Origin of the sequence: Microbacterium sp. LMI1x-1-1.1 (genome assembly GCF_040676205.1) — a bacterium.
Classification (GTDB): Bacteria; Actinomycetota; Actinomycetes; order Actinomycetales; family Microbacteriaceae; genus Microbacterium; species Microbacterium aquilitoris.
In genome coordinates this window covers 815,086-839,679 of sequence record NZ_JBEGHM010000002.1, presented here as the reverse complement: position 1 = coordinate 839,679, position 24,594 = coordinate 815,086, and the positions used below count along the sequence as shown (strand labels likewise).

Sequence of the window (24,594 nt, the reverse complement as noted above, 5' to 3'; positions counted from 1 at the left end):
ATGACGGCATCCGTCGACACGACCGCCACCGCCGCAGCGCCTTCGGGCGTCGCGGCGGTGCGGCCGTTCTGGTCCCGGACGAGTGTCCGCATCATCGGAGGTCTCGTCGTCCCCCTCGCCGTCCTCGCGCTCTGGCAGGCGGTGACGGGCTTGGGTCTCATCCCGACCTACCGGCTCCCGGCTCCGTTCGACGTCGTGGTCGCGGCGATCCAGCTCGCCGAGGGCGGCGCGCTGTGGACCCACGTCGCGATCTCGGTGCAGCGCGTCGTTCTCGGGTTCGTGTTCGGATCGCTCGTCGGACTGGCGGTTGCGGCCATCGTTGGGCTGACGCGCTCCGGCGACGTGCTGCTGAGCCCGATCCTTGCCGCTTTCCGCGCGATCCCCTCCCTTGCGCTCGTTCCGCTCCTCCTGCTTTGGATGGGGATCGGCGAGGACTCGAAGGTCACTCTCGTGGCCATCGGCGCGTTCTTCCCGATGTTCACGACGGTTGCGGGCGCTCTGCGGCACGTCGATCCGCACCTCGTCGAGATGGGACGCTCCTTCGGCCTCCGCGGCTGGGATCTGTTCCGGTCGGTCCAGCTCCCCGCGACCGTTCCTGCCCTGATCTCGGGGCTGCGCCTCGCGCTCGCACAGGCCTGGCTCTTCCTGGTCGCCGCCGAACTCCTCGCGGCGTCGATGGGACTCGGGTTCCTCCTCACCGACGCGCAGAGCACCGGCCGCGTGGATCGCATCTTCCTCGCGATCGTCATCCTGGCGGCACTGGGGACCCTGTCGAACGCGCTCGTGACCCTGCTGCAGCGCCGTCTGCTGAGGAGATGGGCATGACGGGTCACTCAGCCGAGGAGCTCCGCCTCGTCGAGACGCGCGCGTACCCTGCCCCGTCGGCCTTCGCCGCGCAGGCGAACGTGTCACAGGGTGCGTACGCGGATGCCGCGGCCGACCCGATCGCGTTCTGGGAGGACGCCGCCCGGCGGCTCGACTGGCAGACGCCGTGGCACACCGCCCTCGACTGGCGCCCTCCCGTCCGTTCCGCGGAAGGCGAGCTGTCGATCCCTGTCGCCCGATGGTTCGACGGCGGCACCCTGAACGTCGCGGCGAACTGCGTCGACCGTCACGTCGAGGCCGGGCGCGGCGAGAAGGTGGCCCTGTACTTCGAAGGCGAGCCGGGCGACCGCACCGCGGTCACCTACGCCGACCTCCGGCGCCGGGTGTCGCAGGCCGCGAACGCGCTCATCGCCCTCGGCATCCAGCCCGGCGACCGCGTCGTCGTCTACCTGCCGGTCCTCGTCGAGACCGTCGTCATCGCGCTCGCCTGCGCCCGCATCGGCGCGGTGCACTCGCTCGTGTTCGGCGGGTTCTCGGCCGAGGCCGTCCGGTTCCGCCTCGAGGACACCGGCGCGAAGCTGCTGGTGACGAGCGACGGTCAGTTCCGACGCGGGGGAGCGGTCGAGGTCAAGTCCGCCGCCGACACCGCCGCCGCAGGCCTGCCCGCGCTCGAGCACGTGCTCGTCGTCCGACGCACCGGCAGCGACGTGCCCTGGACGCCCGGCCGCGACGTCTGGTGGCACGACGTCGTCGACACGGCGTCGCCGGTCCACGAGGCGACGCCGTTCGATGCGGAGCATCCGCTCTTCATCATCTACACGTCGGGCACGACCGGAAAGCCGAAGGGCCTCGTCCACACCACGGGCGGGTACCTCGCGCACGCGAGCTGGGCCCACTGGGCGCACTTCGACGCGAAGCCCGACGACGTCCACTGGTGCACCGCCGACCTCGCGTGGGTGACGGCCCACACCTACGAGATCTACGGGCCGCTGTCGAACGGCCTCACGCAGGTCATCTACGAGGGCACCCCCGACGCACCTCACCGGGAGCGCCACCTCGAGATCATCGAGCGGTACGGCGTGACGGTGTACTACACGGCGCCCACCCTCATCCGCACCTTCATGACCTGGTTCGGCGACGACCTCCCCGAGGTCCACGACCTGTCGAGCATCCGCCTCCTCGGCACCGTCGGCGAGGCGATCAACCCCGCCGCGTGGGCGTGGTTTCGCCGCGCCTTCGGACGCGACGAGGTCCCCGTGGTCGACACGTGGTGGCAGTCCGAGACCGGCGCCGCCATGATCGCCCCGCTCCCGGGGGTCACGACGCTGAAGCCGGGCTCGGCGAGCGTGCCGCTCCCGGGGATCGACGCCGCGGTGGTCGACCCGGACGGTCGCGAGGTCGAGCCGGGCCGATCGGGCACCCTCGTCGTCCGTCGTCCCTGGCCCGGGATGGCGCGGACCGTCTGGGGGAACCCCGAACGCTATCGCGACTCCTACTGGTCGACCTATGCCGGCCACGGCGAGCACGGCGGGTACTACGTCGCCGGCGACGGCGCGACCCGCGACGCCGACGGCCACATCTGGATCCTCGGCCGCCTCGACGACGTCGTGAACGTCTCGGGCCACCGGCTGTCGACGATCGAGATCGAATCGGCGCTCGTCGCGCACGCCTCCGTCGGAGAGGCCGGAACCACCGGCGTCGTCGACCCGATCACCGGTCACGCCGTCGCCGCGTTCGTCGTCCCGTCCGGGGCGGGGCAGCCGGATGCCGCTGCCCTCCGCGCGCACGTCGCCCGCGAGATCGGCCCGGTCGCCAAGCCCCGTCATGTGGTCGTCGTCCCCGACCTCCCCAAGACCCGCTCCGGCAAGATCCTCCGCCGCCTCCTCGCCCAGCTGTGGGAGGCCGAGCAGGACCGCCGCGCCGGACGTGAACCCGCACCGCTCGGCGACACCACGTCGCTGCAGAACCCCGACGCCGTCGACCGCATCGCCGCCGCGCTGGCCGCGGCGTGACCTGCGGCATCCACCCGCCAGAGAGAGAACATGACTGACGAACACCGCTTCGGCTTCCGCACGCGCGCACTCCATGCCGGCGGCACCCCGGATGCCGCGACCGGCGCCCGCGCCGTGCCGATCTACCAGACCTCCTCCTTCGTCTTCGACGACGCGACGGATGCCGCGAACCTGTTCGCGCTGCAGAAGTACGGCAACATCTACTCGCGCATCGGCAACCCGACGGTCGCTGCACTCGAGGAGCGCCTCGCGTCCCTCGAGGGCGGCATCGGCGCAGTGGCGACCGCCTCCGGGATGAGCGCCGAGTTCATCACCTTCGCCGCGCTCGTCGGTGTCGGCGACCACGTCGTCGCCTCGGCGCAGCTCTATGGCGGCACCGTCACCCAGCTCGACGTGACGCTCCGCCGTTTCGGGGTCGACACGACGTTCGTCGCCTCGAGCGACCCGGCGGACTACGCTGCGGCGATCCGCCCCGAGACGAAGGTGCTCTACGTCGAGACGATCGGCAACCCGTCGGGGGAGATCGCCGACATCGAGGGCCTCGCCGAGGTCGCACACGCGGCCGGCATCCCCCTCGTCGTCGACTCGACGCTCGCGACCCCCTACCTCGCGCGCCCGCTCGAACACGGCGCGGACATCGTCATCCACTCCGTGACCAAGTTCCTCGGCGGACACGGCACGACCCTCGGCGGCGTCGTGATCGAGAAGGGGACGTTCGACTGGGGGAACGGCAAGTTCCCGCAGATGACCGAGCCGGTCGCCTCGTACGGCGGCATCAAGTGGTGGGACAACTTCGGCGAGTACGGCTTCCTGACCAAGCTCCGGAGCGAGCAGCTCCGCGACATCGGTGCGGCTCTCAGCCCGCACTCCGCCTTCCTGCTGCTGCAGGGCATCGAGACCCTGCCGCAGCGGATCGACGCGCACGGCGCGAACGCGCGGATCGTCGCCGAGTGGCTCGCCTCAGACCCCCGGGTCTCGTTCGTCACGTGGGCGGGGCTGCCGGATCACCCCCACCGCGAACGGGCCGAGAAGTACCTCCCGCTCGGGCCGGGATCGGTCTTCGCGTTCGGCGTGAAGGCCGGCGACGATGCCGCGAACGAGGACGACCGCGTCGCCGCGGGTCGCCGGGCGGGGGAGGCGGTCATCGACGCGCTCCAGCTCGCCTCGCACCTCGCCAACATCGGCGACGCCCGGACGCTCGTCATCCACCCCGCCTCGACGACGCACCAGCAGCTCAGCGCGGATCAGCTCGTCGCCGCCGGGGTGCCGGCCGACCTCATCCGCATCTCGGTCGGTCTCGAAGACCCCGAGGACATCGTGTGGGACCTTGATCAGGCCCTCACCGCCGCGACAGGAGTCTCCCGATGACCGATCCGAACGCCTGCGCCCTTCCGACCCCGCCGGCACCGGCCGACGGCGTCGCCTGCGCGCTGCCCGGCGCGCCGGCGGCGGCGAACGATGTGCGGACGTGGCCCGCCGCCGGCCCTCAGGAGAGGTTCGAGATCCTGCGCCGGGCGAAGACGATCGCGATCGTGGGTGCCTCCGACAACCCGGCGCGCGCGAGCTACTTCGTCGCCACCTACCTGAGTGGAAGCTCGCCGTACGACGTCTATTACGTCAACCCGCGGGCGAGCGAGATCCTCGGGAGGCCCGCCTACGCGTCGCTCGCCGACCTGCCCGTCGTCCCCGACATCGTCGACGTCTTCCGCAAGCACGACGACCTGCCCGGCGTCGCGCAGGAGGCGGTGGATGCCGGTGCCTCGACGCTCTGGCTGCAACTCGGCTCGTGGCACGAGGGCGCCGCGAAGATCGCCGCCGACGCGGGTCTGTCGGTCGTCATGGACCGGTGCGTCAAGATCGAGCACGCCCGCTTCCACGGTGGTCTGCACCTGGCGGGCTTCGACACCGGGGTCCTCAGCTCGAAGCGGCAGCTTCTCAGCCGGTGAGCCGGGCGCAGGCGTCACAGGCGCGCGGCGACCTGTAGACTGAGAGGATGCCGCGCCGCGTCCGCGCGCGTTCCGGCAGACATCTCTCCTCACCGATCCTGGAGGACCACCATGGCCAACCGTGACCAGGGCATCATCGACCCGCCCATCGACGCACTCCTCAACAAGGTCGACTCGAAGTACCAGCTCGTGATCTACGCATCCAAGCGCGCGCGTCAGATCAACGACTACTACTCGGACCTCCACGAGGGCAACCTCTTCGACAACGTGGGCCCGCTCGTCGACTCCAACGTCGAAGACAAGCCGCTGACGATCGCCCTCCACGAGATCCACGAGGACAAGCTGCGCCTCCGCGCGGCCGAGTGATCTCGACCTCATGACCCCGGCGCCACACGGCGTCATCCTCATGCCCGCGAGCCCCCCGTGTCGGGGGCCGCGGGCATGATGGTTTCCACACCCCCGATCCGCCCTCTGGAGGACCGATGAGCGCGCTGCGCCTGTTCACGTCGGAGTCTGTGACCGAAGGTCACCCCGACAAGATCTGCGACCAGATCTCCGACAGCATCCTCGATGCCCTCCTCGCGGTCGACCGCGGCAGCCGCGTCGCCGTCGAGACACTGGTCACGACGGGCCTCGTCCACGTCGCAGGTGAAGTCCGCACCGACGGCTACGTCGACATCCCGGGGATCGTCCGTCGCGTCGTGAACCGCATCGGGTACACCTCCTCCGAGACCGGCTTCGACGGCGACTCGTGCGGTGTGACGGTGTCGATCGGCGAGCAGTCGGGCGACATCGCCGCGGGCGTCGACAACGCCCTGGAGCACCGCGAGGGCGGTTCGGTCGACCCCGTCGACGCGCTCGGCGCGGGGGACCAGGGCATCATGTTCGGCTACGCGACGAACGAGACGCCCTCGTACATGCCGACCGCGATCTGGACCGCCCACCGGCTGGCCGAGCGGCTCACCGATGCGCGTCGCAGCGGCGCGCTGCCGTTCCTCCGCCCCGACGGCAAGACGCAGGTGACCCTCGGTTACGACGGCACGACGCCGCGGACCGTCGACACGGTCGTCCTCTCCACCCAGCACCACCCCGACATCTCGCTCCCGGCCCTCCGCGCCGCGGTGCAGGCCGAGGTCATCGACCCCGTCCTCGCGCAGACAGGGCTCGACGTCTCGGGCGTGCGCTACGTCATCAACCCGGCGGGCCCCTTCGTCGTGGGCGGTCCCAAGGGTGACGCAGGCCTGACGGGTCGCAAGATCATCATCGACACCTACGGTGGGGCCGCGCGTCACGGCGGTGGGGCGTTCAGCGGCAAGGACCCCTCCAAGGTCGATCGCTCGGCGGCGTATGCGATGCGCTGGGTCGCGAAGAACGCCGTCGCGGCGGGCTTGGCCGACCGGCTCGAGGTGCAGGTCGCCTACGCGATCGGCCGTGCCGCCCCCGTGGGGCTGTACGTCGAGACGTTCGGAACGGGCCACGTCTCGGACGAGAAGATCACCGCCGCGATCCGCGAATCGTTCGATCTCCGGCCGCAGGCGATCATCGACGACCTCGACCTCCTGCGCCCGATCTACGCGCAGACCGCCGCCTACGGACACTTCGGGCGGGAACTGCCCGAGTTCACGTGGGAACGCACCGACCGCGTCGACGCGTTGCGGGCCGCCGCCGGGCTCTGACGCCCGTGATCGCCGTCGCGCGGATCCTCCTCGATTCGCCGCTCCCTCAACTCGACCGGCTCTTCGACTACGCCGTGCCGGGCGCCCTGGACGCCGACGCGCAACCGGGTGTGCGGGTGAAGGTGCCGTTGCGGAGCGCCGGCCGGATGATCGAGGGCTGGGTCATCGAGCGGGCCGAGGTCGAGCCCGGCGGGCGGCCGCTGTCCGAGGTGGCATCCGTCGTCTCTCCGGTACCGGTGCTTCCGGCATCCCTCTACGCGCTGGCACGGCGCGTCGCCGACCGTGCCGCGGGCTCTGCGAGCGACATCCTGCGCCTTGCGGTGCCGAAGCGGATGGTGCGTGCCGAGAAGGCCTGGCTCGCCGCCGATCCGCCCGAAGCTCCGCAGGTGGATCCGGATGCCGTGACCCGCGCGCACGAGCTCGCATCACCCTATCCGGGGCTCGCCGACGCCGTCCTGAACGGGGAGCGGGTCGCGATCGACGCCCCGCCGCATCCGACTCCCAGAGCTCTCCGCGGTGCGTGGGCGGACCTGCTGGCGAGCCTCGCCGCGCTCGTCCTGGACAGCGGTCGGAGCGCGCTGCTCGTCGTCCCCGATCACCGTGACCAGACGCAGCTCCTCGACGCCCTCACGACCCTCGTCCCGGGCGAGGCGGTTGTCCGCGACGACGCCCGACGCTCGGGCCCGGAGCGGTACGCGACGTACCTGCGGATGCTGAGTCCCACGCCCTGCATCGTCGTCGGGAACAGGTCCACCGTGTACGCGCCCGCTCACGATGTCGGCGCCGTCTTCGTCTGGGACGACGGCGACACGCTTCTCGCCGAGCCGCTCAGTCCGGGAGTCCACGCACGGGATGCCGCGCTCGTCCGTCAGGAGGAGGAGCACTCCGCGCTCGTCTTCGCGGGCCACACCCGCACCACCGATGTCGAGCGTCTCGTCCAGCTCGGGTGGGTGCGTGAGATCCCCGCGTCGCGACGGGTCAGTCCGAGGGTCGTCCTGTCCGCGACGCACGAGGCCGAGTACCGCGGTGCCCGCGTCCCCTCGGCCGCCTTCGGTGCGGCGCGAGAGGCCTTGCAGCACGGCCCGGTGCTGGTCCAGGTCGCCCGGCCGGGCTACTCACCCGTCCTCGTCTGCGCGGAGTGCCGAACGCCCGCCCGGTGCCGGCACTGCTCCGGCCCGCTCCGTGCGCGCCGCCCCGGTGCGACTCCCGACTGCGGATGGTGCGGCCGGTCGGCGCCGAACTGGACGTGCGCCAACTGCGCCGGGACGCGCTTCCGGATGGCGTCATCGGGGAGTGAACGTACGGCGGACGAACTCGGTCGGGCGTTCCCCGGCATCCGCGTCATCGTCGCCGACGGCGATCACCCCGTTGCATCGGTCGACGGCCGACCGGCCCTCGTGATCGCTACGCGCGGAGCGGAGCCCGCGGCGGAGGGCGGCTACCGTGCGGTCATCCTCCTCGACGGCGACAAGATGCTCATGGCCGAGCAGTTGCGGATCGGCGAATCGTGCCTGCGGTGGTGGTCGAACGCCGCCGCGCTGGCGGCTCCCGGCTCGCCGGTCCATCTCGTCGGCGTCACCGGTCCCGTCGCCCGTGCCCTCGCGACGTGGACCCACGCCGCATACGCACGTGCCGAGCTCGCGGACCGGGCGCCACTGCTGATGCCCCCGACCGTCCGGGTCGCCGCCGTCGAGGGGGCCGCGGCATCCGTCGACCGCGCCCTCGCCGAGCTGCGCGAGGCGGTTCCCGACCTCGCACCGCTGTCGGTGCTCGGCCCCGTGCCCACCGACGACGGCGCGCGCGCCCTCGTCCGGGTGGACTACGCGCACGGCCGCGCCGTCGCCGAGCAGCTGCGGGCATCCGTCGTCGCTGATGCGGTCCGGGGTCGCCGCCGGGGTCCTGGACCCCGGACTACACTCAGGGTTCGGCTCGATGTGCCCGAGCTCGATCTGTGAGGACCCCTGCATGCGCGTCGTTTTCGCCGGAACCCCCGAACCGGCCGTCCCGTCCCTCCGCGCCCTCGCGGCCTCGTCCCATGAGGTCGTCGGCGTCGTCACGCGACGCGATGCTCCGATCGGACGCAAGCGCGTCCTGACGCCCTCGCCGGTCGCGGTGGCGGCGGAGCAGCTCGGGCTCCCGATCGTCAAGGCGGACCGCCTCGACGACGCCGCGACGGCCGAGATCGCCGCGCTCGGCGCGGACCTGGGTGTCATCGTCGCCTACGGCGGACTGGTGCGCGAACCGCTCCTATCGATGCCGCCGCACGGCTGGATCAACCTGCATTTCTCCCTCCTCCCGCGCTGGCGCGGCGCGGCGCCCGTGCAGCACGCGCTCATCGCCGGCGACCGTGTGACGGGCGCCGCCGTGTTCCAACTCGTCGCCGCCCTCGACGCCGGGGACGTCTTCGCCGAGCTCCGCTACGACGTCCCGCGCGGTGCCACGGCGGGCGACGTGCTCACGGACCTGGCCGCGTCCGGCGCGGAACTCGTCTCGGGAGTCGTGGATGCGATCGCCGACGGCTCGGCGGTCACGACGCCCCAGCACGGCGAACCCACCCTCGCGCCGAAGCTCACACAGGCCGACGGCGCCCTCGATCTGGCCGAACCCGCTGACCGGGTGATCGACCGCTTCCGCGGGACGACGCCCGAGCCCGGTGCCCACGTGTCGCTCGACGGTCAGCGGGTGAAGGTGCTCGCCGCCCTCCGCGGTCCCGACGCCGATCTCGAGGCCGGTCAGGTCGCGCTCGTCGGCCGTGACGTTGTCGCGGGCACGGGGGAGGGAACCGTCCTTCTCCGGACGGTCCAACCCGCCGGAAAGGGTGCGATGAACGCGGCCGACTGGTGGCGCGGGCTCCGCGTCGATGATCCTCGGATCGATCTCCCTGGAGCGGTCTCGTGAGCGCCGCCCGCGACGTCGCGTACGCGGTCATCCGCGCCGTCGGCGAGGACGACGCCTACGCGAACCTCCTCCTGCCGCGCGAACTCGAGCGCGCCCGGCTGTCGACGGCGGATGCCGCCCTCGCCACCGAGCTGACCTACGGCACCCTCCGCCGCGTCGGGACCTACGACGCCATCATCGAGATGGCGGCGTCGCGCCCTGTCTCGGGGATCGACGCGCCCGTCCTCGACGCCCTTCGACTCGGCACGCACCAGCTCCTCGCGACCCGCGTCCCCGCTCACGCCGCCGTCCACGAGACGGTCGACCTCGTCGGTCGTGTGGCGGGCCGCCGCGCGACGGGGTTCGCCAACGCCGTCCTCCGCCGTGTGTCGGAACGGGACGAGGAGGAGTGGCTGACCCGCATCGAGGATGCCGCCCGCTCCGACGACGAGCGCCTGGCCGTCCGGTTCGCGCACCCCGTCTGGATCATCCGCGCCTTCCGTCGCGCACTCTCCGTCGAGGGACGCGGCGACGAGCTCCTCGACCTCCTCGCCGCCGACAACGCCGCACCCACCGTGACCCTCACCGCCCTGCCGGGCGTCGGGTCGATCCCGGAGGACGCGGAGCGCACCCCGTTCTCCCCGATCGGATTCCGCCTCGCCGGTGGTGACCCGGACCGGATCGTCCGCGGGTCGGGGGGCGCTGTCCGCGTACAGGACGAAGGGTCGCAGCTTGCGGCCCTCGCCCTGTCGCGTGCGGTGCCGATCCGCGCGGGGGAGCGGTGGCTGGACCTCTGCGCCGCGCCCGGCGGCAAGACCGCCGTGCTGGCTGCCGAGGGCGCCACCGGCGGCGCGATCGTCGAGGCGAACGAAGTGTCACCTGCGCGGGCCCGCCTCGTCCGGCAGTCGGTCGCCGCCGTCCCTCTCGACGTGCCCGTGTCGGAGGAGGACGGCCGCACCCGCGCGGGCCGCGGGGTCTACGACCGGATCCTCGTCGACGCCCCCTGCACCGGCCTCGGCGCCCTCCGACGCCGGCCCGAGGCGCGGTGGCGGAAGGCCCCGGCGGACGTCCCCGAACTCACGCAGCTGCAGACCGAACTCCTCATCGCGGCGGTCGACGCGCTTGCTCCCGGCGGCGTCGTCGCCTACGTGACGTGCTCACCCCACCTCGCCGAGACCGCGGGTGTCGTGGCAGAGGTCGAACGTCGGTTCGGTGACGCTCTCACCCAGCTCGACGCGCGCGAGGTGCTCCGGCAGGTCGCCGGCGGGGATATCGATCTCGCGGAGCCGTCGGATGGATCGGGCCGCGCCCAGCTGTGGCCCCACCGTCACGGCACCGACGCGATGTCGATCTGGCTGCTCCGCAAGAACTGACCGGGCACCGGGATAATGGCTGACGTGGCCGATTCCGACGTACGCATCAACCCCAGCATCCTCGCCGCCGACTTCGTGAACATGCAGGCGGAACTCGCCCGCATCGCGTCGGCCGACTTCGTCCACGTCGACGTCATGGACAACCACTTCGTCCCGAACCTGACGTTCGGCCCGCAGATGGTCGAGCGCATCCAAGCGACGAGCCCCGTCCCGCTCGACGTGCACCTCATGATCAGCGACGCCGATCGCTGCGCTCCCGAGTACGCCGAGATCGGGGCGGCATCCGTCACGTTCCACCTCGAGGCGGCCGCCGACCCCGTCGCCCTCGCTCGTCGGCTGCGGCAGATCGGCGCACGCGCCGGCGTCGCGGTCAAGCCTGCGACCCCCGTGGAGCAGCTGTTCGACGTCCTCGACGAGTTCGACCAGATCCTCGTTATGACCGTCGAGCCCGGCTTCGGCGGGCAGGGCTTCATGGCCGACCAGATGCCCAAGCTCCGCCGGCTCAGCGACGAGGCCCGCCGCCGCGGGTCGCAGGTCTGGCTCCAGGTCGACGGCGGCATCGGCGAGTCGACCATCGCGCAGGCAGCCGATGCCGGTGCCGACACGTTCGTGGCGGGCTCGGCCGTCTTCGGGGCCGAGGATCCCGGCGCGGCGATCAGCGCCCTCCGCTCGGCCGCGGCATCCGCTCACCGTCACTGACGCGCACGGCCGTCACGCGGACCGGCCGTGATCGGCGGGCCGGTACCCTGGAGGGTGTGAAGACCTTCGACGCACTGTTCTCCGAGCTGAGCGAGACCGCGGCGAGCCGTCCCGAGGGATCGGGCACGGTCGCGCAGCTGGATCGCGGCGTCCACGCCATCGGCAAGAAGATCGTCGAAGAGGCCGCCGAGGTCTGGATGGCCGCCGAGTACCAGTCCGACACCGAGACGGCCGAGGAGATCTCGCAGCTGCTTTACCACCTGCAGGTGATGATGCTCGCGAAGGGCCTGACGCTCGAGGACGTGTACCGACATCTCTGATCGGTCCCTCGACTCGTCCGCCCACCTCCACACCGAAAGACGCTCCATGCTGCGCATCGCCGTCCCCAACAAGGGCATGCTCGCCGAAACCACCGCGGGGATGCTCGCCGAAGCCGGGTACACCGGTCGACGCGACCCCAAGGACCTGCACGCCATCGACCCCGTCAACGACGTCGAGTTCTTCTACCTTCGTCCCAAGGACATCGCCACCTACGTCGGCTCCGGTGCGCTGGACGTCGGCATCACCGGTCGCGACCTGCTGCTGGACGCCCGGATGCCGGGCGCCCGTGAGATCGAGAAGCTCGGCTTCGGCGGCTCGACGTTCCGGTTCGCCGGCCCTCCCGGACGCTTCACGGAGCTCGCCGACCTCGACGGACTGCGCGTCGCGACGGCATACCCGGGCCTGGTCGACGCGTACCTCGACGACCTCGGCGTCGCCGTCGACCTCGTGCCGCTCGACGGTGCGGTCGAATCCGCCGTTCAGCTGGGTGTCGCGGATGCCGTCGCCGACGTCGTCTCGACCGGCACGACCCTCCGCCAAGCGGGTCTCGAGATCTTCGGACCGGTGCTGCTGGAGTCCGAGGCCGTCCTCATCGGCGCGCCGACCGAGGCCGACGGCACCGAGACGCTCCTGCGCCGCCTGCGCGGCGTGATGGTCGCCCGGCGCTACGTCCTCATCGATTACGACCTGCCCGCGCACCTGGTCGACCAGGCGGTCGCCCTCGCTCCCGGCATCGAGTCGCCCACGATCTCGCCGCTCCGCGACCCCGAGTGGGTCGCCGTCCGCGTCATGAGCCCGCGGAAGACCGTGAACCAGGTCATGGACGCCCTCTACGAGATCGGCGCGCGGGCGATCCTCGTGACCGCCATCCACAACGCGAGGCTCTGACGTGTCGCTCGTCAGCCGCGTGATCCCGTGTCTCGACGTGGCCGCGGGCAAGGTCGTCAAGGGCGTCAACTTCGAGAACCTCCGCGAGATGGGCGATCCCGTCGAACTGGCGCGCCGGTACTACGAGCAGGGCGCCGATGAGATCACCTTCCTCGACGTGACGGCCACCGTCGACGCGCGCGACACGACGTACGACGTCGTACAGCGCACCGCCGAGCAGGTCTTCATCCCGCTCACCGTGGGCGGGGGAGTGCGCTCGGCCGAGGACGTCGCACGGCTCCTCGGGGTCGGCGCCGACAAGGTGGGCGTCAACTCGGCCGCGATCGCCCGGCCCGAGCTCCTCGGCGAGATCGCCGACCGCTTCGGGGCGCAGGTCCTCGTCCTCTCCCTCGACGTCAAGCGCGATCCCGGCACGCCGTCCGGCTTCGCCGTCACGACGCACGGCGGACGCACCCTCACCGACATCGACGCGCTCGCCTGGGCGCGCGAGGCGATCGAGCGCGGTGCGGGGGAGCTCCTCGTCAACTCGATCGACGCCGACGGCACGAAGGACGGGTTCGACCTCGAGCTCGTCTCGCTCATGCGCGAGGTGTCCACGGTGCCCGTGATCGCTTCCGGAGGAGCGGGGGATGCCGCGCACTTCGCCCCGGCGATCGCCGCCGGTGCCGACGCGGTGCTCGCGGCATCCGTCTTCCACTCCGGCCAGCTGACCGTCGCGGACGTCAAGGACGCGCTCGTCCGCGAAGGGGTGGAGGTCCGCCGATGACCCGGTCGATCGAGGAGCGCATGTCCCGAGTGGTCTACAACGCCGACGGCCTCGTCCCCGCGATCGTGCAGCAGCACGACACGCGCGAGGTGCTCATGCTCGGGTGGATGGATGCCGAGGCCCTCCACCGGACGCTCACCGAGGGTCGCGTGACGTTCTGGTCGCGGTCGCGTCAGGAGTACTGGCGCAAGGGCGACACGTCCGGCCACGCGCAGTTCGTGAAGGGCGTGCGGCTGGACTGCGACGGCGACACGCTGCTGGTGTCCGTCGAGCAGGTCGGCGCGGCCTGCCACACCGGCGACCGCACGTGCTTCGACGCCGACGACCTCGATCCCGTCGTCGGCGAGTTCTCGTGACCGAGGCGACGTCGCGGCGCACCCGTCTGTCGGCCGTCCTCGCGATCCTGGCCGGCGGCGCACTCGGCATCATCGGGTCGACCCAGACCTGGCTCGAGGCGACCGTCGACGACGGGTCTCCGGTGCCGATCGCCGTCGCGGGAGCCGATGCCCTCGCCGTCGTCGCGCCCCTGAGCCTCGCGGCGCTCGCTCTCGGGCTCGCCCTGACGATCGTCGGCCGGGTGCTCCGCCACGTCTTCGCCGTCATCGCCGTGGCCCTCGGCGCCGGCCTCGGATGGGGTGCGTTCCGCATCGCCTCTCAGCGACCCGTGGATGCCGTCGCCGGCCCGGTGACCGACGCCACCGGTCTCAGCGGGGAGAAGAGCATCGCCGCCATCGTGACCGAGGTCACGGCGACGCCCTGGCCGGCGGTCACCGTCGCGGCATCCGCTCTGATCCTGCTCGGCGGCGTGCTCGCCCTCGCGACGGCACACCGATGGAGCTCGGCGGGCCGGAAGTACCGCACGGATCGCGCGGCCGGTCCCCGCGACAGCATCGACTCCTGGGACGATCTCTCGCGCGGCGAGGACCCGACCACCTGAGCTCCGCGGGGCGGGGGAGTCTGCACGCCCCGCTAGACTGATCGGGCGGCGTCAGCCGACCCAGACAACCCGTGCGTCCCATCGAAGGAGAACAATGAGCGGCATCGAGGACCCCGGCCACGGACACTCCCCGGCGGCATGGACGACGGTCATCATCATGCTCGTCGCGCTGACGATCGGCACCGTGTTCTTCTTCCTCGAGATGCCGCTCCTCGTCTGGCTCTCGGTCGTCCTGCTGCTCCTCGGTCTCGTCGTCGGCTTCATCATGACCAAGGCCGGCTACGGCGTCGGCGGGTCGAAGACCGTCTCGAAGCAGCACTGACATGCTCGCCGACCTCATGGGCGGCGCGGTGGAGGATGCACGGGAGCGGGAGACCGTCCGCCCCCTTGCTGTCGTGGAGAAGCTCGCCCTCGCGCAGCCTGCCGCGATCGACGCCCTCGCCGCCCTCGCACCCGCAGAGCGCGTCAAGATCATCGCCGAGGTCAAGCGCGCGAGCCCGTCGCGCGGTGACCTCGCCGACATCCCCGATCCCGCGCTGCAGGCGCGCCGGTACGAACTCGGCGGCGCGTCCGCCATCTCGGTCCTGACCGAGGGGCGCAAGTTCAAGGGTTCGCTCGCCGACCTCGAGGCCGTCCGCGCCGCGGTCACGCTTCCCGTACTCCGCAAGGACTTCATCTCGACGGCCTACCAGGTGTTCGAGGCACGCGCCGCGGGCGCCGACCTCGTGCTGCTCATCGTCGCCGGGCTCGAGCAGGACCTGCTCGCCGAGCTCCACGGTCTCGTGCAGGAGCTCGGGATGACGCCCCTCGTCGAGACGCACTCGGCGGAGGAACTGGCGCGCGCGAACGACATCGGTGCGCGTCTGGTCGGAGTCAACGCGCGCAACCTCTCGACCTTCGAGCTCGACCGCGACCTCTTCGGGCGGCTCGCGGCCGACATCCCCGAGGGTGTGATCAAGATCGCCGAGTCCGCGGTCCTCTCACCCGCCGACGTCGCGCACTACCGTGCCGCGGGTGCCGACGTCGTCCTGATCGGCGAAGCGCTCGTCACGAGTGACCCCGTGTCGACGCTCGCCGCCTTCCTGGAGGCAGGTTCATGAGTCTTCGTGCAGCTACCGGTCCGTTCTTCGGCGAGTTCGGCGGGCGGTACATGCCCGAGTCCCTGATCGCCGCGATCGACGAGCTCACGGCGGTCTACGAGGATGCGAAGGCGGACCCCGCCTTCGCTGCCGAGTTCTCCCGGCTCCTGAGCGTCTACGCCGGCCGACCGTCGGCCCTGACCGAGGTGCCCCGGTTCGCCGAGCACGCCGGCGGCGCGCGGGTCTTCCTCAAGCGCGAAGACCTCAACCACACCGGCTCGCACAAGATCAACAACGTCATCGGTCAGGCGCTCATCACGAAGCGGCTCGGCAAGAAGCGCGTGATCGCCGAGACCGGGGCAGGCCAGCACGGCGTCGCGACCGCGACCGCCGCCGCCCTGTTCGGCTTCGAGTGCACGGTGTACATGGGCGAGGTCGACACCGAGCGACAGGCGTTGAACGTCGCGCGCATGCGGCTGCTCGGGGCCGAGGTCATCCCCGTCACGACGGGCTCGCGGACGCTGAAGGACGCGATCAACGAGGCGTACCGCGACTGGGTCGCGTCGGTCGACACGACCAACTACATTTTCGGCACCGCCGCCGGGCCCCACCCGTTCCCCGCGATGGTGCGCGACTTCCAGAAGATCATCAGCGAGGAGGCGCGTCAGCAGCTCCTCGACGAGATCGGCCGGCTCCCCGACGCGGTCGTCGCCTGCGTGGGCGGCGGGTCGAACGCGATCGGCATGTTCGACGCCTTCCTCGACGACGAGGGCGTGGCGCTGTACGGCGTCGAGGCGGCCGGCGACGGCGTCGACACGCCCAAGCACGCGGCATCCATCGAACGCGGTCGCCCCGGCATCCTCCACGGCGCGAAGACGTTCGTCCTGCAGGACGAGGACGGGCAGACGACCGAATCGCACTCGATCTCGGCCGGGCTCGACTACCCGGGCGTCGGTCCCGAGCACGCGTGGCTCGCGAGCATCGGCCGTGCGCAGTACATCCCCGCCACCGACACCGAGGCGATGGAGGCCCTGCGTCTGCTGAGCCGGACCGAGGGCATCATCCCCGCCATCGAGTCCGCGCACGCCCTCGCCGGGGCGCTGCGCATCGGACGCGAGCTGGGTCCCGACGGCGTGATCGCGATCAACCTCTCGGGCCGCGGTGACAAGGACATGGACACCGCCGCCCGGTGGTTCGAGCTCTACGACGCCGACAAGGAGCCCGTCGAGGTGCCGACCGACCCCGCGCACGGCAGCGGCGAAGGGGTCGAACTGTGACCTCTCGCGTCGCGGCGGCGATCTCCGCCGCGAAGGAGGCGGGACGCGGGGCCTTCGTGGGCTACCTCCCGATCGGATATCCCGACCTGCAGACGAGCATCGACGCCGCCGTCGCCCTCGCCGAGAACGGCGCCGACATCCTCGAGCTCGGCCCGCCCTACTCCGACCCCGTCATGGACGGCGTCGTCATCCAGGAGGCCACCCAGGCCGCCCTGGCGGCCGGGTTCCGCTTCCGCGACACGTTCACGGCCGTCCGTGCGATCGCCGAGCGCGTCGACGTCCCGATCGTCGTCATGACGTACTGGAACCCGGTGTTCCAGTACGGCGTCGACCGCTTCGCCGACGACCTGGCCGCTGCGGGCGGCGCGGGGCTCATCACGCCCGACATCACCCCCGACGCCGCCGCCGACTGGATCGCCGCGTCGGAGCGCACCGGCCTGGACCGCATCTTCCTCGCGGCGCCCTCTTCCACCGAGGAGCGGATCAAGATGATCGCCGAGCACTCCACGGGCTTCGTCTACACCGTCTCGACGATGGGCATCACGGGGGAGCGTGCCGAGTTGGATGCCGCAGCCCGCGCGCTCGTCGACCGCCTGCGGGCCCACGGGGTCGAGAACGCCTGCGTCGGCATCGGGATCTCCACCGCCGACCAGGTGGACGGTGTCCTCGAGTACGCGGACGGCGCGATCGTCGGCACGGCGCTCGTCCGCGCACTGCGGGACGGCGGCGTCGACCGGCTCGCGGCGACGGCGCGCGAGCTGTCGCAGGGCGCAGGACCGCACGCCGTCACCGCGTAGACTCGCCGTCGTGACTTCTGCTGCCCTCTCTGTCGTCGCGAGCATCCCCAGCCCGTCGATCAGTTCGTTCCAGCTCGGCCCGCTGACGATCCACTTCTACGCCCTGTGCATCCTGGCGGGCATCATCGTCGCGACGCTGTGGACCAACCGTCGCCTCACCGCGCGCGGCGCGGAGCCCTGGGTCGTGATCGACATCGCTCTGCTGGCCGTCCCGCTGGCCATCATCGGCGCGCGCATCTTCCATGTCCTGACCCACCCCGGCTTCTACTTTGGCGAGGGCAAGGACCTGTGGGCGATCTTCCGGATCTGGGAGGGCGGCATCGCCATCTTCGGCGCCCTCATCGGCGGTGCGATCGGCGCGTGGCTCGGCTGCAAGTGGAGCGGCATCCGCTTCTGGACGTTCGCCGACGCCCTCGCGCCGGCACTGCTGCTGGCGCAGGCGTTCGGACGTTTCGGCAACTGGTTCAACCAGGAGCTCTACGGTCTTCCCACCGACCTGCCCTGGGGGCTGGAGATCGACTACCCGAACTCGGCGTGGCCCGCCGGGCTGCCCGTGGGCACCCTGTTCCACCCGACGTTCCTCTACGAGGTCATCTGGAACGTCATGGGCGTCATCATCATCGCTGCGGCGGGACGCCGGTTCCGGCTGCAGTGGGGACGCCTGTTCGGCCTCTACCTGGTCTGGTACTCGGCCGGTCGCATCGTCTGGGAGTCGATCCGCATCGATCCGAGCGAGGTGTACCTCGGTCTCCGCACCAACGTGTGGGCGGCGATCTTCGGTGTCATCGTGGGTCTGGTCATCATGATCGTGCAGAAGCGTCGGCACCCGGGGCTCGAGCCCTCGCCGTACCAGCCGGGTCGCGAATGGACTCCGCCGGGCGGGGTACACTCACAGGGAACCGATGACTTCGTGGACGTGAGCGCACCCCCCGCGTCCGAAGAATCCTCCGGTGGGGCCACAAGCTCCCTCACCACCCGATAGCACCGCAGGGCCGACGTCGTCCCAGGTTGAGCACCCATGTGAGGACGGTAGGCATGCCCTCGAGCTCCCGTCACGAAGACACCACGACCCGGCCGGCCGGGTCCATCACCGGTGGTTCGTTCCCTGCGAAGCAGGGGATGTACAACCCGGCGTTCGAGAAGGACGCCTGCGGTCTGGCGATGGTCGCGACTCTGCGCGGCGAGGCGGGCCACGACATCGTGGACCTCGCCCTCACCGCGCTCCGAAACCTCGAGCACCGCGGTGCCATCGGGTCGGATGCCGGTACCGGTGACGGCGCCGGCATCCTGACTCAGATGCCCGACGCGTTCCTGCGCGCGGTCGTCGACTTCGACCTGCCCGCGGTCGGCGAGTACGCCGTCGGTCTCGCGTTCCTGCCGACCGACCACGATGAGCGTGCCGCGCAGAAGGCGGCTGTCGAGGACATCGCGGCGAGCGAGGGTCTGACGGTCCTCGGGTGGCGCGTGGTCCCGACGGCGGATGAGAACCTCGGCAAGCTGGCGTTCAACGCGCGCCCGGCGTTCGAGCAGCTCTTCGTGTCACGGCCCGCTGTCGGCGATGCGCCGGCGTTGTCCGGCATCGCGCTGGACCGCCGCACGTACCGCCTGCGCAAGCGGGCCCAGCACGAGCTCGATGCGTACTTCGTGTCGCTGTCGAGCCGCACGCTCGGCTACAAGGGCATGGTGACGACGCTCCAGCTCGAGCCGTTCTACCCCGATCTGCAGGACGAGCGTTTCGCGACCGAGCTCGCGGTCGTGCACTCCCGCTACTCGACCAACACCTTCCCCTCGTGGCCGCTGGCCCAGCCGCTGCGCATGCTGGCCCACAACGGCGAGATCAACACCGTCAACGGCAACCGCAACTGGATGCGGGCGCGGCAGTCCCAGCTCGAGTCCGAGCTCCTCGGCGACATCAGTCCGCTGCTGCCGATCTGCAGCCCCGGCCAGAGCGACTCCGCGTCGTTCGACGAGGTGCTCGAACTGCTGACGTTGACCGGCCGCAGCCTGCCGCACGCGATCATGATGATGGTCCCCGAGGCGTACGAGAAGCAGGCCGACATCCCCGATGACCTGCGCGCCTTCTACGACTACCACTCGATGCAGATGGAGCCGTGGGACGGCCCGGCGGCGCTCATCTTCACCGACGGCTCGCTCGTCGGCGCGACGCTCGACCGCAACGGCCTGCGCCCCGGTCGCTGGACCGAGACGACGGACGGCCTCGTCGTCATCGGAAGTGAGACGGGTGTGCTCGACTTCGAGCCCCAGCGCATCAAGCGGCGCGGTCGGCTCCGGCCGGGACGCATGTTCGTCGTCGACACGGCGCAGGGCCGCATCGTCGAGGACGACGAGATCAAGCGCGACCTCGCCTCGCGCCACCCGTGGCAGGAGTGGCTCGACGCAGGGCGCGTCCGCCTCAAGGACCTTCCCGAGCGCGAGCACATCGTGCACCCGATCGCCTCGATCACCCGGCGTCAGCGCACCTTCGGCTACACCGAGGAGGAGGTGCGCATCCTCCTGACCCCCATGGGCCAGACCGGTGCCGAACCCCTCGGTGCGATGGGCTCGGACACGCCGATCGCCGTCCTCAGCCAGCGGCCGCGCCTTCTCTTCGACTACTTCGTGCAGCAGTTCGCGCAGGTCACGAACCCGCCGCTCGACTCGATCCGCGAGGAGGTGGTCACCTCCCTCGGGCTCGGCCTCGGCCCCGAGCGCAACCTCCTGGCCTCCGGCGCCGACCACACCCGTGTGATCACCCTCGACTTCCCGGTCATCGACAACGACGAGCTCGCGAAGCTACAGAACATCGACCGCGCCCTGCCCGGTCGCCGCTCCATCACGATCCGGGGCCTGTACCGCGCCGACGCCGACGCGGACTCGTTGCGCTCCCGGCTCGACGAGATCTGCGCCGAGGTGGATGCCGCCATCGCCGACGGCGTCGAGTTCATCATCCTCAGCGACCGAGACTCGACGTCGGACCTCGTGCCGATCCCGTCACTGCTGACCCTGTCGGCCGTACACCACCACCTCATCCGCAACCAGAACCGCATGAAGGTCGGTCTCGTCGTGGAGGCGGGCGACGTCCGCGAGGTCCACCACGTCGCGACGCTGATCGGATACGGTGCGTCGGCGGTCAATCCCTACCTCGCGATGGAGACCGTCGAGTACCTGGTCCGCGCGGGGTACATCACGGGCGTCGAGCCCGAGAAGGCCGTCCGCAACCTGATCTACGCGCTCGGCAAGGGCGTACTGAAGATCATGTCCAAGATGGGCATCTCGACGGTGTCCTCGTACGCGGGCGCCCAGGTCTTCGAGGCCGTCGGACTCTCGCAGGAGTTCATCGACACGTACTTCACCGGCACCGAGACGAAGCTCGGGGGCATCGGGATCGAGGAGATCTCGCGGGAGAACCTCGCCCGTCACGAGTTCGCGTACCCCGCCGATCAGGCCGCGCGTGCACACGAGCGGCTCTGGACGGGCGGCGAGTACCAGTGGCGGCGGGACGGGGCATCCCACCTCTTCAACCCCGACACCGTGTTCCGTCTGCAGCACGCGACCCGGACGCGCCGCTACGACATCTTCCGCGAGTACACGCAAATGATCGACGAGCAGGCGTCCGACCTGAAGACGCTGCGCGGCCTCTTCCGGCTCAAGTCCGGCGTCCGCCCCGCGGTTCCCATCGACGAGGTCGAGCCGATCTCGTCGATCGTGAAGCGCTTCTCGACCGGAGCGATGAGCTACGGCTCCATCTCCAAGGAGGCGCACGAGACCCTCGCGATCGCGATGAACCGACTCGGTGCGAAGTCGAACACGGGCGAGGGCGGAGAGGACGTCGACCGGCTCCTCGACCCCGAACGGCGCAGCGCCATCAAGCAGGTCGCCTCGGGACGTTTCGGCGTCACGAGCATGTACCTGACGCACGCCGACGACATCCAGATCAAGCTCGCCCAGGGCGCGAAGCCCGGCGAGGGCGGGCAGCTGCCTCCCGGCAAGGTCTACCCCTGGATCGCGCGGACGCGCGGCGGCACGCCCGGTGTGGGACTCATCTCACCGCCGCCCCACCACGACATCTACTCGATCGAGGACCTGAAGCAGCTGATCTTCGATGTCAAGCGAGCCAACCCGTCGGCGCGCGTCCACGTGAAGCTCGTCAGCCAGTCCGGCATCGGCGCGGTCGCGGCGGGAACGGCGAAGGCCCTGGCCGACGTCATCCTCGTCTCGGGACACGACGGCGGCACGGGGGCGAGCCCGCTGAACTCCCTGAAGCACGCGGGCACGCCCTGGGAACTCGGTCTCGCCGAGACCCAGCAGACGCTCATGATCAACGACATGCGCGGCCGGGTGGTCGTGCAGGCGGACGGACAGCTGAAGACCGGACGCGATGTGCTCATCGCGGCGCTGCTCGGCGCCGAGGAGTTCGGCTTCGCGACGAGCGCGCTCGTCGTCGAGGGCTGCATCATGATGCGCGTGTGCCACCTCGACACCTGCCCCGTCGGCGTCGCGACGCAGAACCCGGAACTGCGCAAACGCTTCTCCGGTAAGGCCGATCACGTCGTGAACTTCATGGAGTTCATCGCGCAGGAGGTGCGGGAGTACCTGGCCGAGCTCGGCTTCCGCTCGATCGAAGAGGCCGTCGGTCACACCGAGGTCCTCGACGTGCAGCCGGCGGTCGACCACTGGAAGGCGTACGGGCTGGACCTGTCGCCCATCCTCCGCGGACCCGTGTTCGAGGAGGATGCACCCCGTCACCGCGTGCGCGAGCAGGACCATGAGCTCGAAGAGCACTTCGACGTCGGCCTGCTCGACCGGGCGCGCGATGTCGTCGCCCACGGGGGTCACGTGACGATCGACCTCCCGGTGCGCAACACCGAGCGTGCCGTCGGCACCATGCTCGGACACCACGTCACCAAGGCCCACGGTGAGAACGGTCTGCCGTCGGGCACGATCGAGGTCAACCTGACCGGATCGGCGGGGCAGTCCTTCGGCGCCTTCCTGCCTTCGGGCATCACGCTGCGTCTCGAGGGCGACTCGAACGATTACGTCGGCAAGGGCCTGTCGGGCGGCGAGATCGTCGTCCGGCCTCCCCGCGATGCCGCCTTCGACGCGTCGAAGAACGTCATCGCCGGCAACGTGATCGGCTACGGCGCGACCCGCGGCTCGATGTTCCTCCGAGGCGTCGTCGGCGAACGGTTCCTCGTCCGGAACTCCGGAGCCACGGCTGTCGTCGAGGGCGTCGGAGACCACGCGCTCGAGTACATGACCGGCGGACTCGCCGTGATCCTGGGGCCCACCGGCCGCAACCTCGGAGCGGGCATGTCCGGCGGATCGGCCTACATCCACCACCTGGACCGGGCCCTCATCAACCGCGAGGCCCTCGCGACCGGCGAGCTGGAGCTCCTCGAGCTCGGCGCCGGCGATGTCGAGATCCTCCGCGACCTGCTGGTCCGTCACGTCGAGGAGACCGGATCGGACCTCGCCGAGCGGCTGCTCGCGAACCTCGACACCGAGGTCGCGAACTTCACCCGCGTCCTGCCGCGTGACTACGCGGCCGTCCTGAAAACCCGCCAGGAGGCGGCCGCCGAGGGGCTCGACCCCGACAGCGACGTCGTCTGGAACCGCATCCTGGAGGTGACCCGTGGCTGACCCGAAGGGCTTCCTCAAAGTCACCGAGCGCGAGCTGCCGCCGCGCCGGCCCGTCCCCGTTCGCATCATGGACTGGAAAGAGGTGTACGAGCAGGGCGACCAGGCCGTGCTGCGTCGCCAGGCCGGCCGCTGCATGGACTGCGGCGTCCCGTTCTGCCACCAGGGATGCCCCCTGGGCAACCTCATCCCGGAGTGGAACGACCTCACCTGGCGCGGGGAGGGTCGCGCTGCCATCGAGCGGTTGCACGCGACGAACAACTTCCCGGAGTTCACCGGTCGCCTGTGTCCTGCGCCCTGCGAGAGCTCGTGCGTCCTGGGGATCAACCAGCCGGCCGTCACGATCAAGCAGATCGAGGTCTCCACGATCGACGAGGCGTTCGCGCACGGCTGGGTCGAGGCCGAGCCGCCGGGACGTCTGACCGGCAAGACGGTGGCCGTCGTGGGTTCGGGCCCCGCCGGTCTCGCTGCGGCGCAGCAGCTCACGCGCGCCGGGCACACGGTCGCCGTGTACGAGCGCGACGACCGCATCGGCGGTCTGCTGCGCTACGGCATCCCGGACTTCAAGATGGAGAAGCGCCACCTCGAGACCCGACTGCGGCAGATGCGTGACGAGGGCACCCGCTTCCGCGCCGGCGTCGAGATCGGCAAGGACCTGTCGTGGGACGACCTGCGGGCGCGGTACGACGCCGTCGTCATCGCCACCGGTTCGACCGTGCCGCGCGACCTCGCGATCCCGGGGCGCGACCTTGCCGGCGTCCACTTCGCCATGGAGTACCTCGTCGAGTCCAACAAGGCTGTCGCGGGCGATCAGGTCCCTCACCAGATCCACGCCGAGGGCAAGCACGTCGTCGTGATCGGCGGCGGCGACACCGGCGCCGACTGCATCGGCACGGCGCACCGCCAGGGTGCCCTGAGCGTCACCAACCTCGCGATCGGCAAGCAGCCGCCCGAGGCGCGTCCCGATCACCAGCCGTGGCCCATGATGCCGACCCTGTTCGAGGTCGCCTCGGCGCACGAAGAGGGCGGCGAGCGTTCGTACCTCGCCTCGACCGTCGAGTTCCTCGGCAACGAGGCGGGGGAGGTGCGCGCCCTGCGGGTGGCCGAGACGGAGTTCGTCGACGGCCGCCGCGTCCCCAAGGGCGGGACCGAGCGGGAGATCCCCGCCGATCTCGTTCTCATCGCCATGGGATTCACCGGCCCCGAGCGCACGGCGCTCGAGCAGCAGCTCGGCGCCGTGTTCACCTCGAACGGCAACGTCGAGCGTGCGGGCGACTGGCAGGCGACGGCACCGGGTGTCTTCGTGGCCGGGGATGCCGGTCGTGGTCAGTCCCTCATCGTCTGGGCGATTGCAGAAGGGCGCGCGGCGGCCTCGGCCGTCGACGAGTACCTGATGGGGTCGACCAGCCTCCCGGCGCCGGTCCGACCGACCGACGTCGCGATCGGCCTCCAGCACGCCTAGGCTGAGACCGTTCCCAACTCCC

At 70.9% G+C, this 24,594-nt stretch carries 22 protein-coding genes; all 22 read left to right on the top strand.

Annotated features, from left to right (window positions below; genetic code table 11):
- Nucleotides 1–825, top strand: a complete 825-nt coding sequence (locus MRBLMI1x_RS11795) for an ABC transporter permease (RefSeq protein ID WP_363458940.1) — start codon at nucleotides 1–3, stop codon at nucleotides 823–825.
- Nucleotides 822–2,837: an acetate--CoA ligase gene (gene acs / locus MRBLMI1x_RS11790; RefSeq protein ID WP_363458938.1), complete on the top strand. Its 2,016-nt coding sequence runs from the start codon at nucleotides 822–824 to the stop codon at nucleotides 2,835–2,837. Before MRBLMI1x_RS11795 ends, acs begins: the two co-directional genes overlap by 4 nt.
- A 30-nt stretch (nucleotides 2,838–2,867) precedes the next feature.
- Nucleotides 2,868–4,205, top strand: a complete 1,338-nt coding sequence (locus MRBLMI1x_RS11785; protein ID WP_311856730.1) for an O-acetylhomoserine aminocarboxypropyltransferase/cysteine synthase family protein — start codon at nucleotides 2,868–2,870, stop codon at nucleotides 4,203–4,205.
- Nucleotides 4,202–4,783, top strand: a complete 582-nt coding sequence (locus MRBLMI1x_RS11780) for a CoA-binding protein (protein WP_018186757.1) — start codon at nucleotides 4,202–4,204, stop codon at nucleotides 4,781–4,783. The genes MRBLMI1x_RS11785 and MRBLMI1x_RS11780 overlap by 4 nt, the downstream gene beginning before the upstream one ends.
- A 111-nt stretch (nucleotides 4,784–4,894) precedes the next feature.
- Nucleotides 4,895–5,149 carry a DNA-directed RNA polymerase subunit omega gene (gene rpoZ, locus MRBLMI1x_RS11775; RefSeq protein ID WP_018186758.1) on the top strand — a complete coding sequence of 85 codons (255 nt, stop codon included), beginning with the start codon at nucleotides 4,895–4,897 and terminating at the stop codon, nucleotides 5,147–5,149.
- 116 nt (nucleotides 5,150–5,265) lie between these two features.
- On the top strand, nucleotides 5,266–6,459 hold the full coding sequence (gene metK, locus MRBLMI1x_RS11770; protein ID WP_018186759.1) for a methionine adenosyltransferase: 1,194 nt from the start codon (nucleotides 5,266–5,268) through the stop codon (nucleotides 6,457–6,459).
- Between the two features lie 5 nt (nucleotides 6,460–6,464).
- Nucleotides 6,465–8,414: a primosomal protein N' gene (locus tag MRBLMI1x_RS11765; RefSeq protein WP_363458934.1), complete on the top strand. Its 1,950-nt coding sequence runs from the start codon at nucleotides 6,465–6,467 to the stop codon at nucleotides 8,412–8,414.
- Nucleotides 8,415–8,424: 10 nt separating this feature from the next.
- Complete coding sequence (gene fmt / locus MRBLMI1x_RS11760; RefSeq protein WP_363458932.1) at nucleotides 8,425–9,357, top strand: methionyl-tRNA formyltransferase; 933 nt, start codon at nucleotides 8,425–8,427, stop codon at nucleotides 9,355–9,357.
- Nucleotides 9,354–10,709 (top strand): RsmB/NOP family class I SAM-dependent RNA methyltransferase, encoded by a 1,356-nt coding sequence (locus tag MRBLMI1x_RS11755; RefSeq protein WP_363458930.1) that lies wholly within the window; start codon nucleotides 9,354–9,356, stop codon nucleotides 10,707–10,709. The genes fmt and MRBLMI1x_RS11755 overlap by 4 nt, the downstream gene beginning before the upstream one ends.
- A gap of 15 nt (nucleotides 10,710–10,724) precedes the next feature.
- Nucleotides 10,725–11,408 carry a ribulose-phosphate 3-epimerase gene (gene rpe, locus MRBLMI1x_RS11750; protein WP_363458928.1) on the top strand — a complete coding sequence of 228 codons (684 nt, stop codon included), beginning with the start codon at nucleotides 10,725–10,727 and terminating at the stop codon, nucleotides 11,406–11,408.
- A gap of 56 nt (nucleotides 11,409–11,464) precedes the next feature.
- The gene (locus tag MRBLMI1x_RS11745; protein ID WP_018186764.1) at nucleotides 11,465–11,728 is read left to right on the top strand and encodes a phosphoribosyl-ATP diphosphatase; all 264 of its coding nucleotides are present in this window, start codon (nucleotides 11,465–11,467) and stop codon (nucleotides 11,726–11,728) included.
- 46 nt (nucleotides 11,729–11,774) lie between these two features.
- Nucleotides 11,775–12,617, top strand: coding sequence for an ATP phosphoribosyltransferase (hisG, locus tag MRBLMI1x_RS11740; protein WP_018186765.1), 843 nt, complete (start codon nucleotides 11,775–11,777; stop codon nucleotides 12,615–12,617).
- Nucleotide 12,618: 1 nt separating this feature from the next.
- Complete coding sequence (gene hisF / locus MRBLMI1x_RS11735; protein ID WP_018186766.1) at nucleotides 12,619–13,383, top strand: imidazole glycerol phosphate synthase subunit HisF; 765 nt, start codon at nucleotides 12,619–12,621, stop codon at nucleotides 13,381–13,383.
- Nucleotides 13,380–13,739 carry a phosphoribosyl-AMP cyclohydrolase gene (gene hisI, locus MRBLMI1x_RS11730; protein WP_311856740.1) on the top strand — a complete coding sequence of 120 codons (360 nt, stop codon included), beginning with the start codon at nucleotides 13,380–13,382 and terminating at the stop codon, nucleotides 13,737–13,739. The genes hisF and hisI overlap by 4 nt, the downstream gene beginning before the upstream one ends.
- A complete protein-coding gene (locus MRBLMI1x_RS11725; RefSeq protein ID WP_116229098.1) occupies nucleotides 13,736–14,320 on the top strand; it encodes a Trp biosynthesis-associated membrane protein in 585 nt (194 codons plus the stop codon). Before hisI ends, MRBLMI1x_RS11725 begins: the two co-directional genes overlap by 4 nt.
- Nucleotides 14,321–14,414: 94 nt before the next feature.
- On the top strand, nucleotides 14,415–14,642 hold the full coding sequence (locus MRBLMI1x_RS11720; RefSeq protein WP_018186769.1) for a DUF6704 family protein: 228 nt from the start codon (nucleotides 14,415–14,417) through the stop codon (nucleotides 14,640–14,642).
- A gap of 1 nt (nucleotide 14,643) precedes the next feature.
- Entirely contained in the window at nucleotides 14,644–15,420 is a 777-nt protein-coding gene (trpC, locus tag MRBLMI1x_RS11715; protein ID WP_116229097.1) for an indole-3-glycerol phosphate synthase TrpC, read from the top strand.
- Nucleotides 15,417–16,676: a tryptophan synthase subunit beta gene (gene trpB, locus MRBLMI1x_RS11710; protein ID WP_018186771.1), complete on the top strand. Its 1,260-nt coding sequence runs from the start codon at nucleotides 15,417–15,419 to the stop codon at nucleotides 16,674–16,676. Before trpC ends, trpB begins: the two co-directional genes overlap by 4 nt.
- Nucleotides 16,673–17,473 (top strand): tryptophan synthase subunit alpha, encoded by an 801-nt coding sequence (gene trpA / locus MRBLMI1x_RS11705; protein ID WP_363458922.1) that lies wholly within the window; start codon nucleotides 16,673–16,675, stop codon nucleotides 17,471–17,473. Before trpB ends, trpA begins: the two co-directional genes overlap by 4 nt.
- A 10-nt stretch (nucleotides 17,474–17,483) precedes the next feature.
- Nucleotides 17,484–18,455 (top strand): prolipoprotein diacylglyceryl transferase, encoded by a 972-nt coding sequence (lgt, locus tag MRBLMI1x_RS11700; RefSeq protein WP_020097283.1) that lies wholly within the window; start codon nucleotides 17,484–17,486, stop codon nucleotides 18,453–18,455.
- Between the two features lie 53 nt (nucleotides 18,456–18,508).
- Nucleotides 18,509–23,113, top strand: a complete 4,605-nt coding sequence (gene gltB, locus MRBLMI1x_RS11695) for a glutamate synthase large subunit (protein ID WP_414685607.1) — start codon at nucleotides 18,509–18,511, stop codon at nucleotides 23,111–23,113.
- The gene (locus tag MRBLMI1x_RS11690) at nucleotides 23,106–24,572 is read left to right on the top strand and encodes a glutamate synthase subunit beta (protein WP_363458920.1); all 1,467 of its coding nucleotides are present in this window, start codon (nucleotides 23,106–23,108) and stop codon (nucleotides 24,570–24,572) included. The genes gltB and MRBLMI1x_RS11690 overlap by 8 nt, the downstream gene beginning before the upstream one ends.
- Nucleotides 24,573–24,594: the final 22 nt, after the last annotated feature.

Excerpts from the sequence above, each read along its gene's own strand:
- MRBLMI1x_RS11795 (WP_363458940.1), top strand. The coding sequence starts at position 1 with ATGACGGCATCCGTCGACACGACCGCCACCGCCGCAGCGCCTTCGGGC.
- acs (WP_363458938.1), top strand. The coding sequence starts at position 822 with ATGACGGGTCACTCAGCCGAGGAGCTCCGCCTCGTCGAGACGCGCGCG.
- rpoZ (WP_018186758.1), top strand. The coding sequence starts at position 4,895 with ATGGCCAACCGTGACCAGGGCATCATCGACCCGCCCATCGACGCACTC.
- MRBLMI1x_RS11780 (WP_018186757.1), top strand. The coding sequence starts at position 4,202 with ATGACCGATCCGAACGCCTGCGCCCTTCCGACCCCGCCGGCACCGGCC.
- MRBLMI1x_RS11720 (WP_018186769.1), top strand. The coding sequence starts at position 14,415 with ATGAGCGGCATCGAGGACCCCGGCCACGGACACTCCCCGGCGGCATGG.
- metK (WP_018186759.1), top strand. The coding sequence starts at position 5,266 with ATGAGCGCGCTGCGCCTGTTCACGTCGGAGTCTGTGACCGAAGGTCAC.
- trpC (WP_116229097.1), top strand. The coding sequence starts at position 14,644 with ATGCTCGCCGACCTCATGGGCGGCGCGGTGGAGGATGCACGGGAGCGG.
- hisG (WP_018186765.1), top strand. The coding sequence starts at position 11,775 with ATGCTGCGCATCGCCGTCCCCAACAAGGGCATGCTCGCCGAAACCACC.
- trpB (WP_018186771.1), top strand. The coding sequence starts at position 15,417 with ATGAGTCTTCGTGCAGCTACCGGTCCGTTCTTCGGCGAGTTCGGCGGG.
- rpe (WP_363458928.1), top strand. The coding sequence starts at position 10,725 with ATGGCTGACGTGGCCGATTCCGACGTACGCATCAACCCCAGCATCCTC.
- gltB (WP_414685607.1), top strand. The coding sequence starts at position 18,509 with ATGCCCTCGAGCTCCCGTCACGAAGACACCACGACCCGGCCGGCCGGG.
- hisI (WP_311856740.1), top strand. The coding sequence starts at position 13,380 with ATGACCCGGTCGATCGAGGAGCGCATGTCCCGAGTGGTCTACAACGCC.
- fmt (WP_363458932.1), top strand. The coding sequence starts at position 8,425 with ATGCGCGTCGTTTTCGCCGGAACCCCCGAACCGGCCGTCCCGTCCCTC.
- MRBLMI1x_RS11785 (WP_311856730.1), top strand. The coding sequence starts at position 2,868 with ATGACTGACGAACACCGCTTCGGCTTCCGCACGCGCGCACTCCATGCC.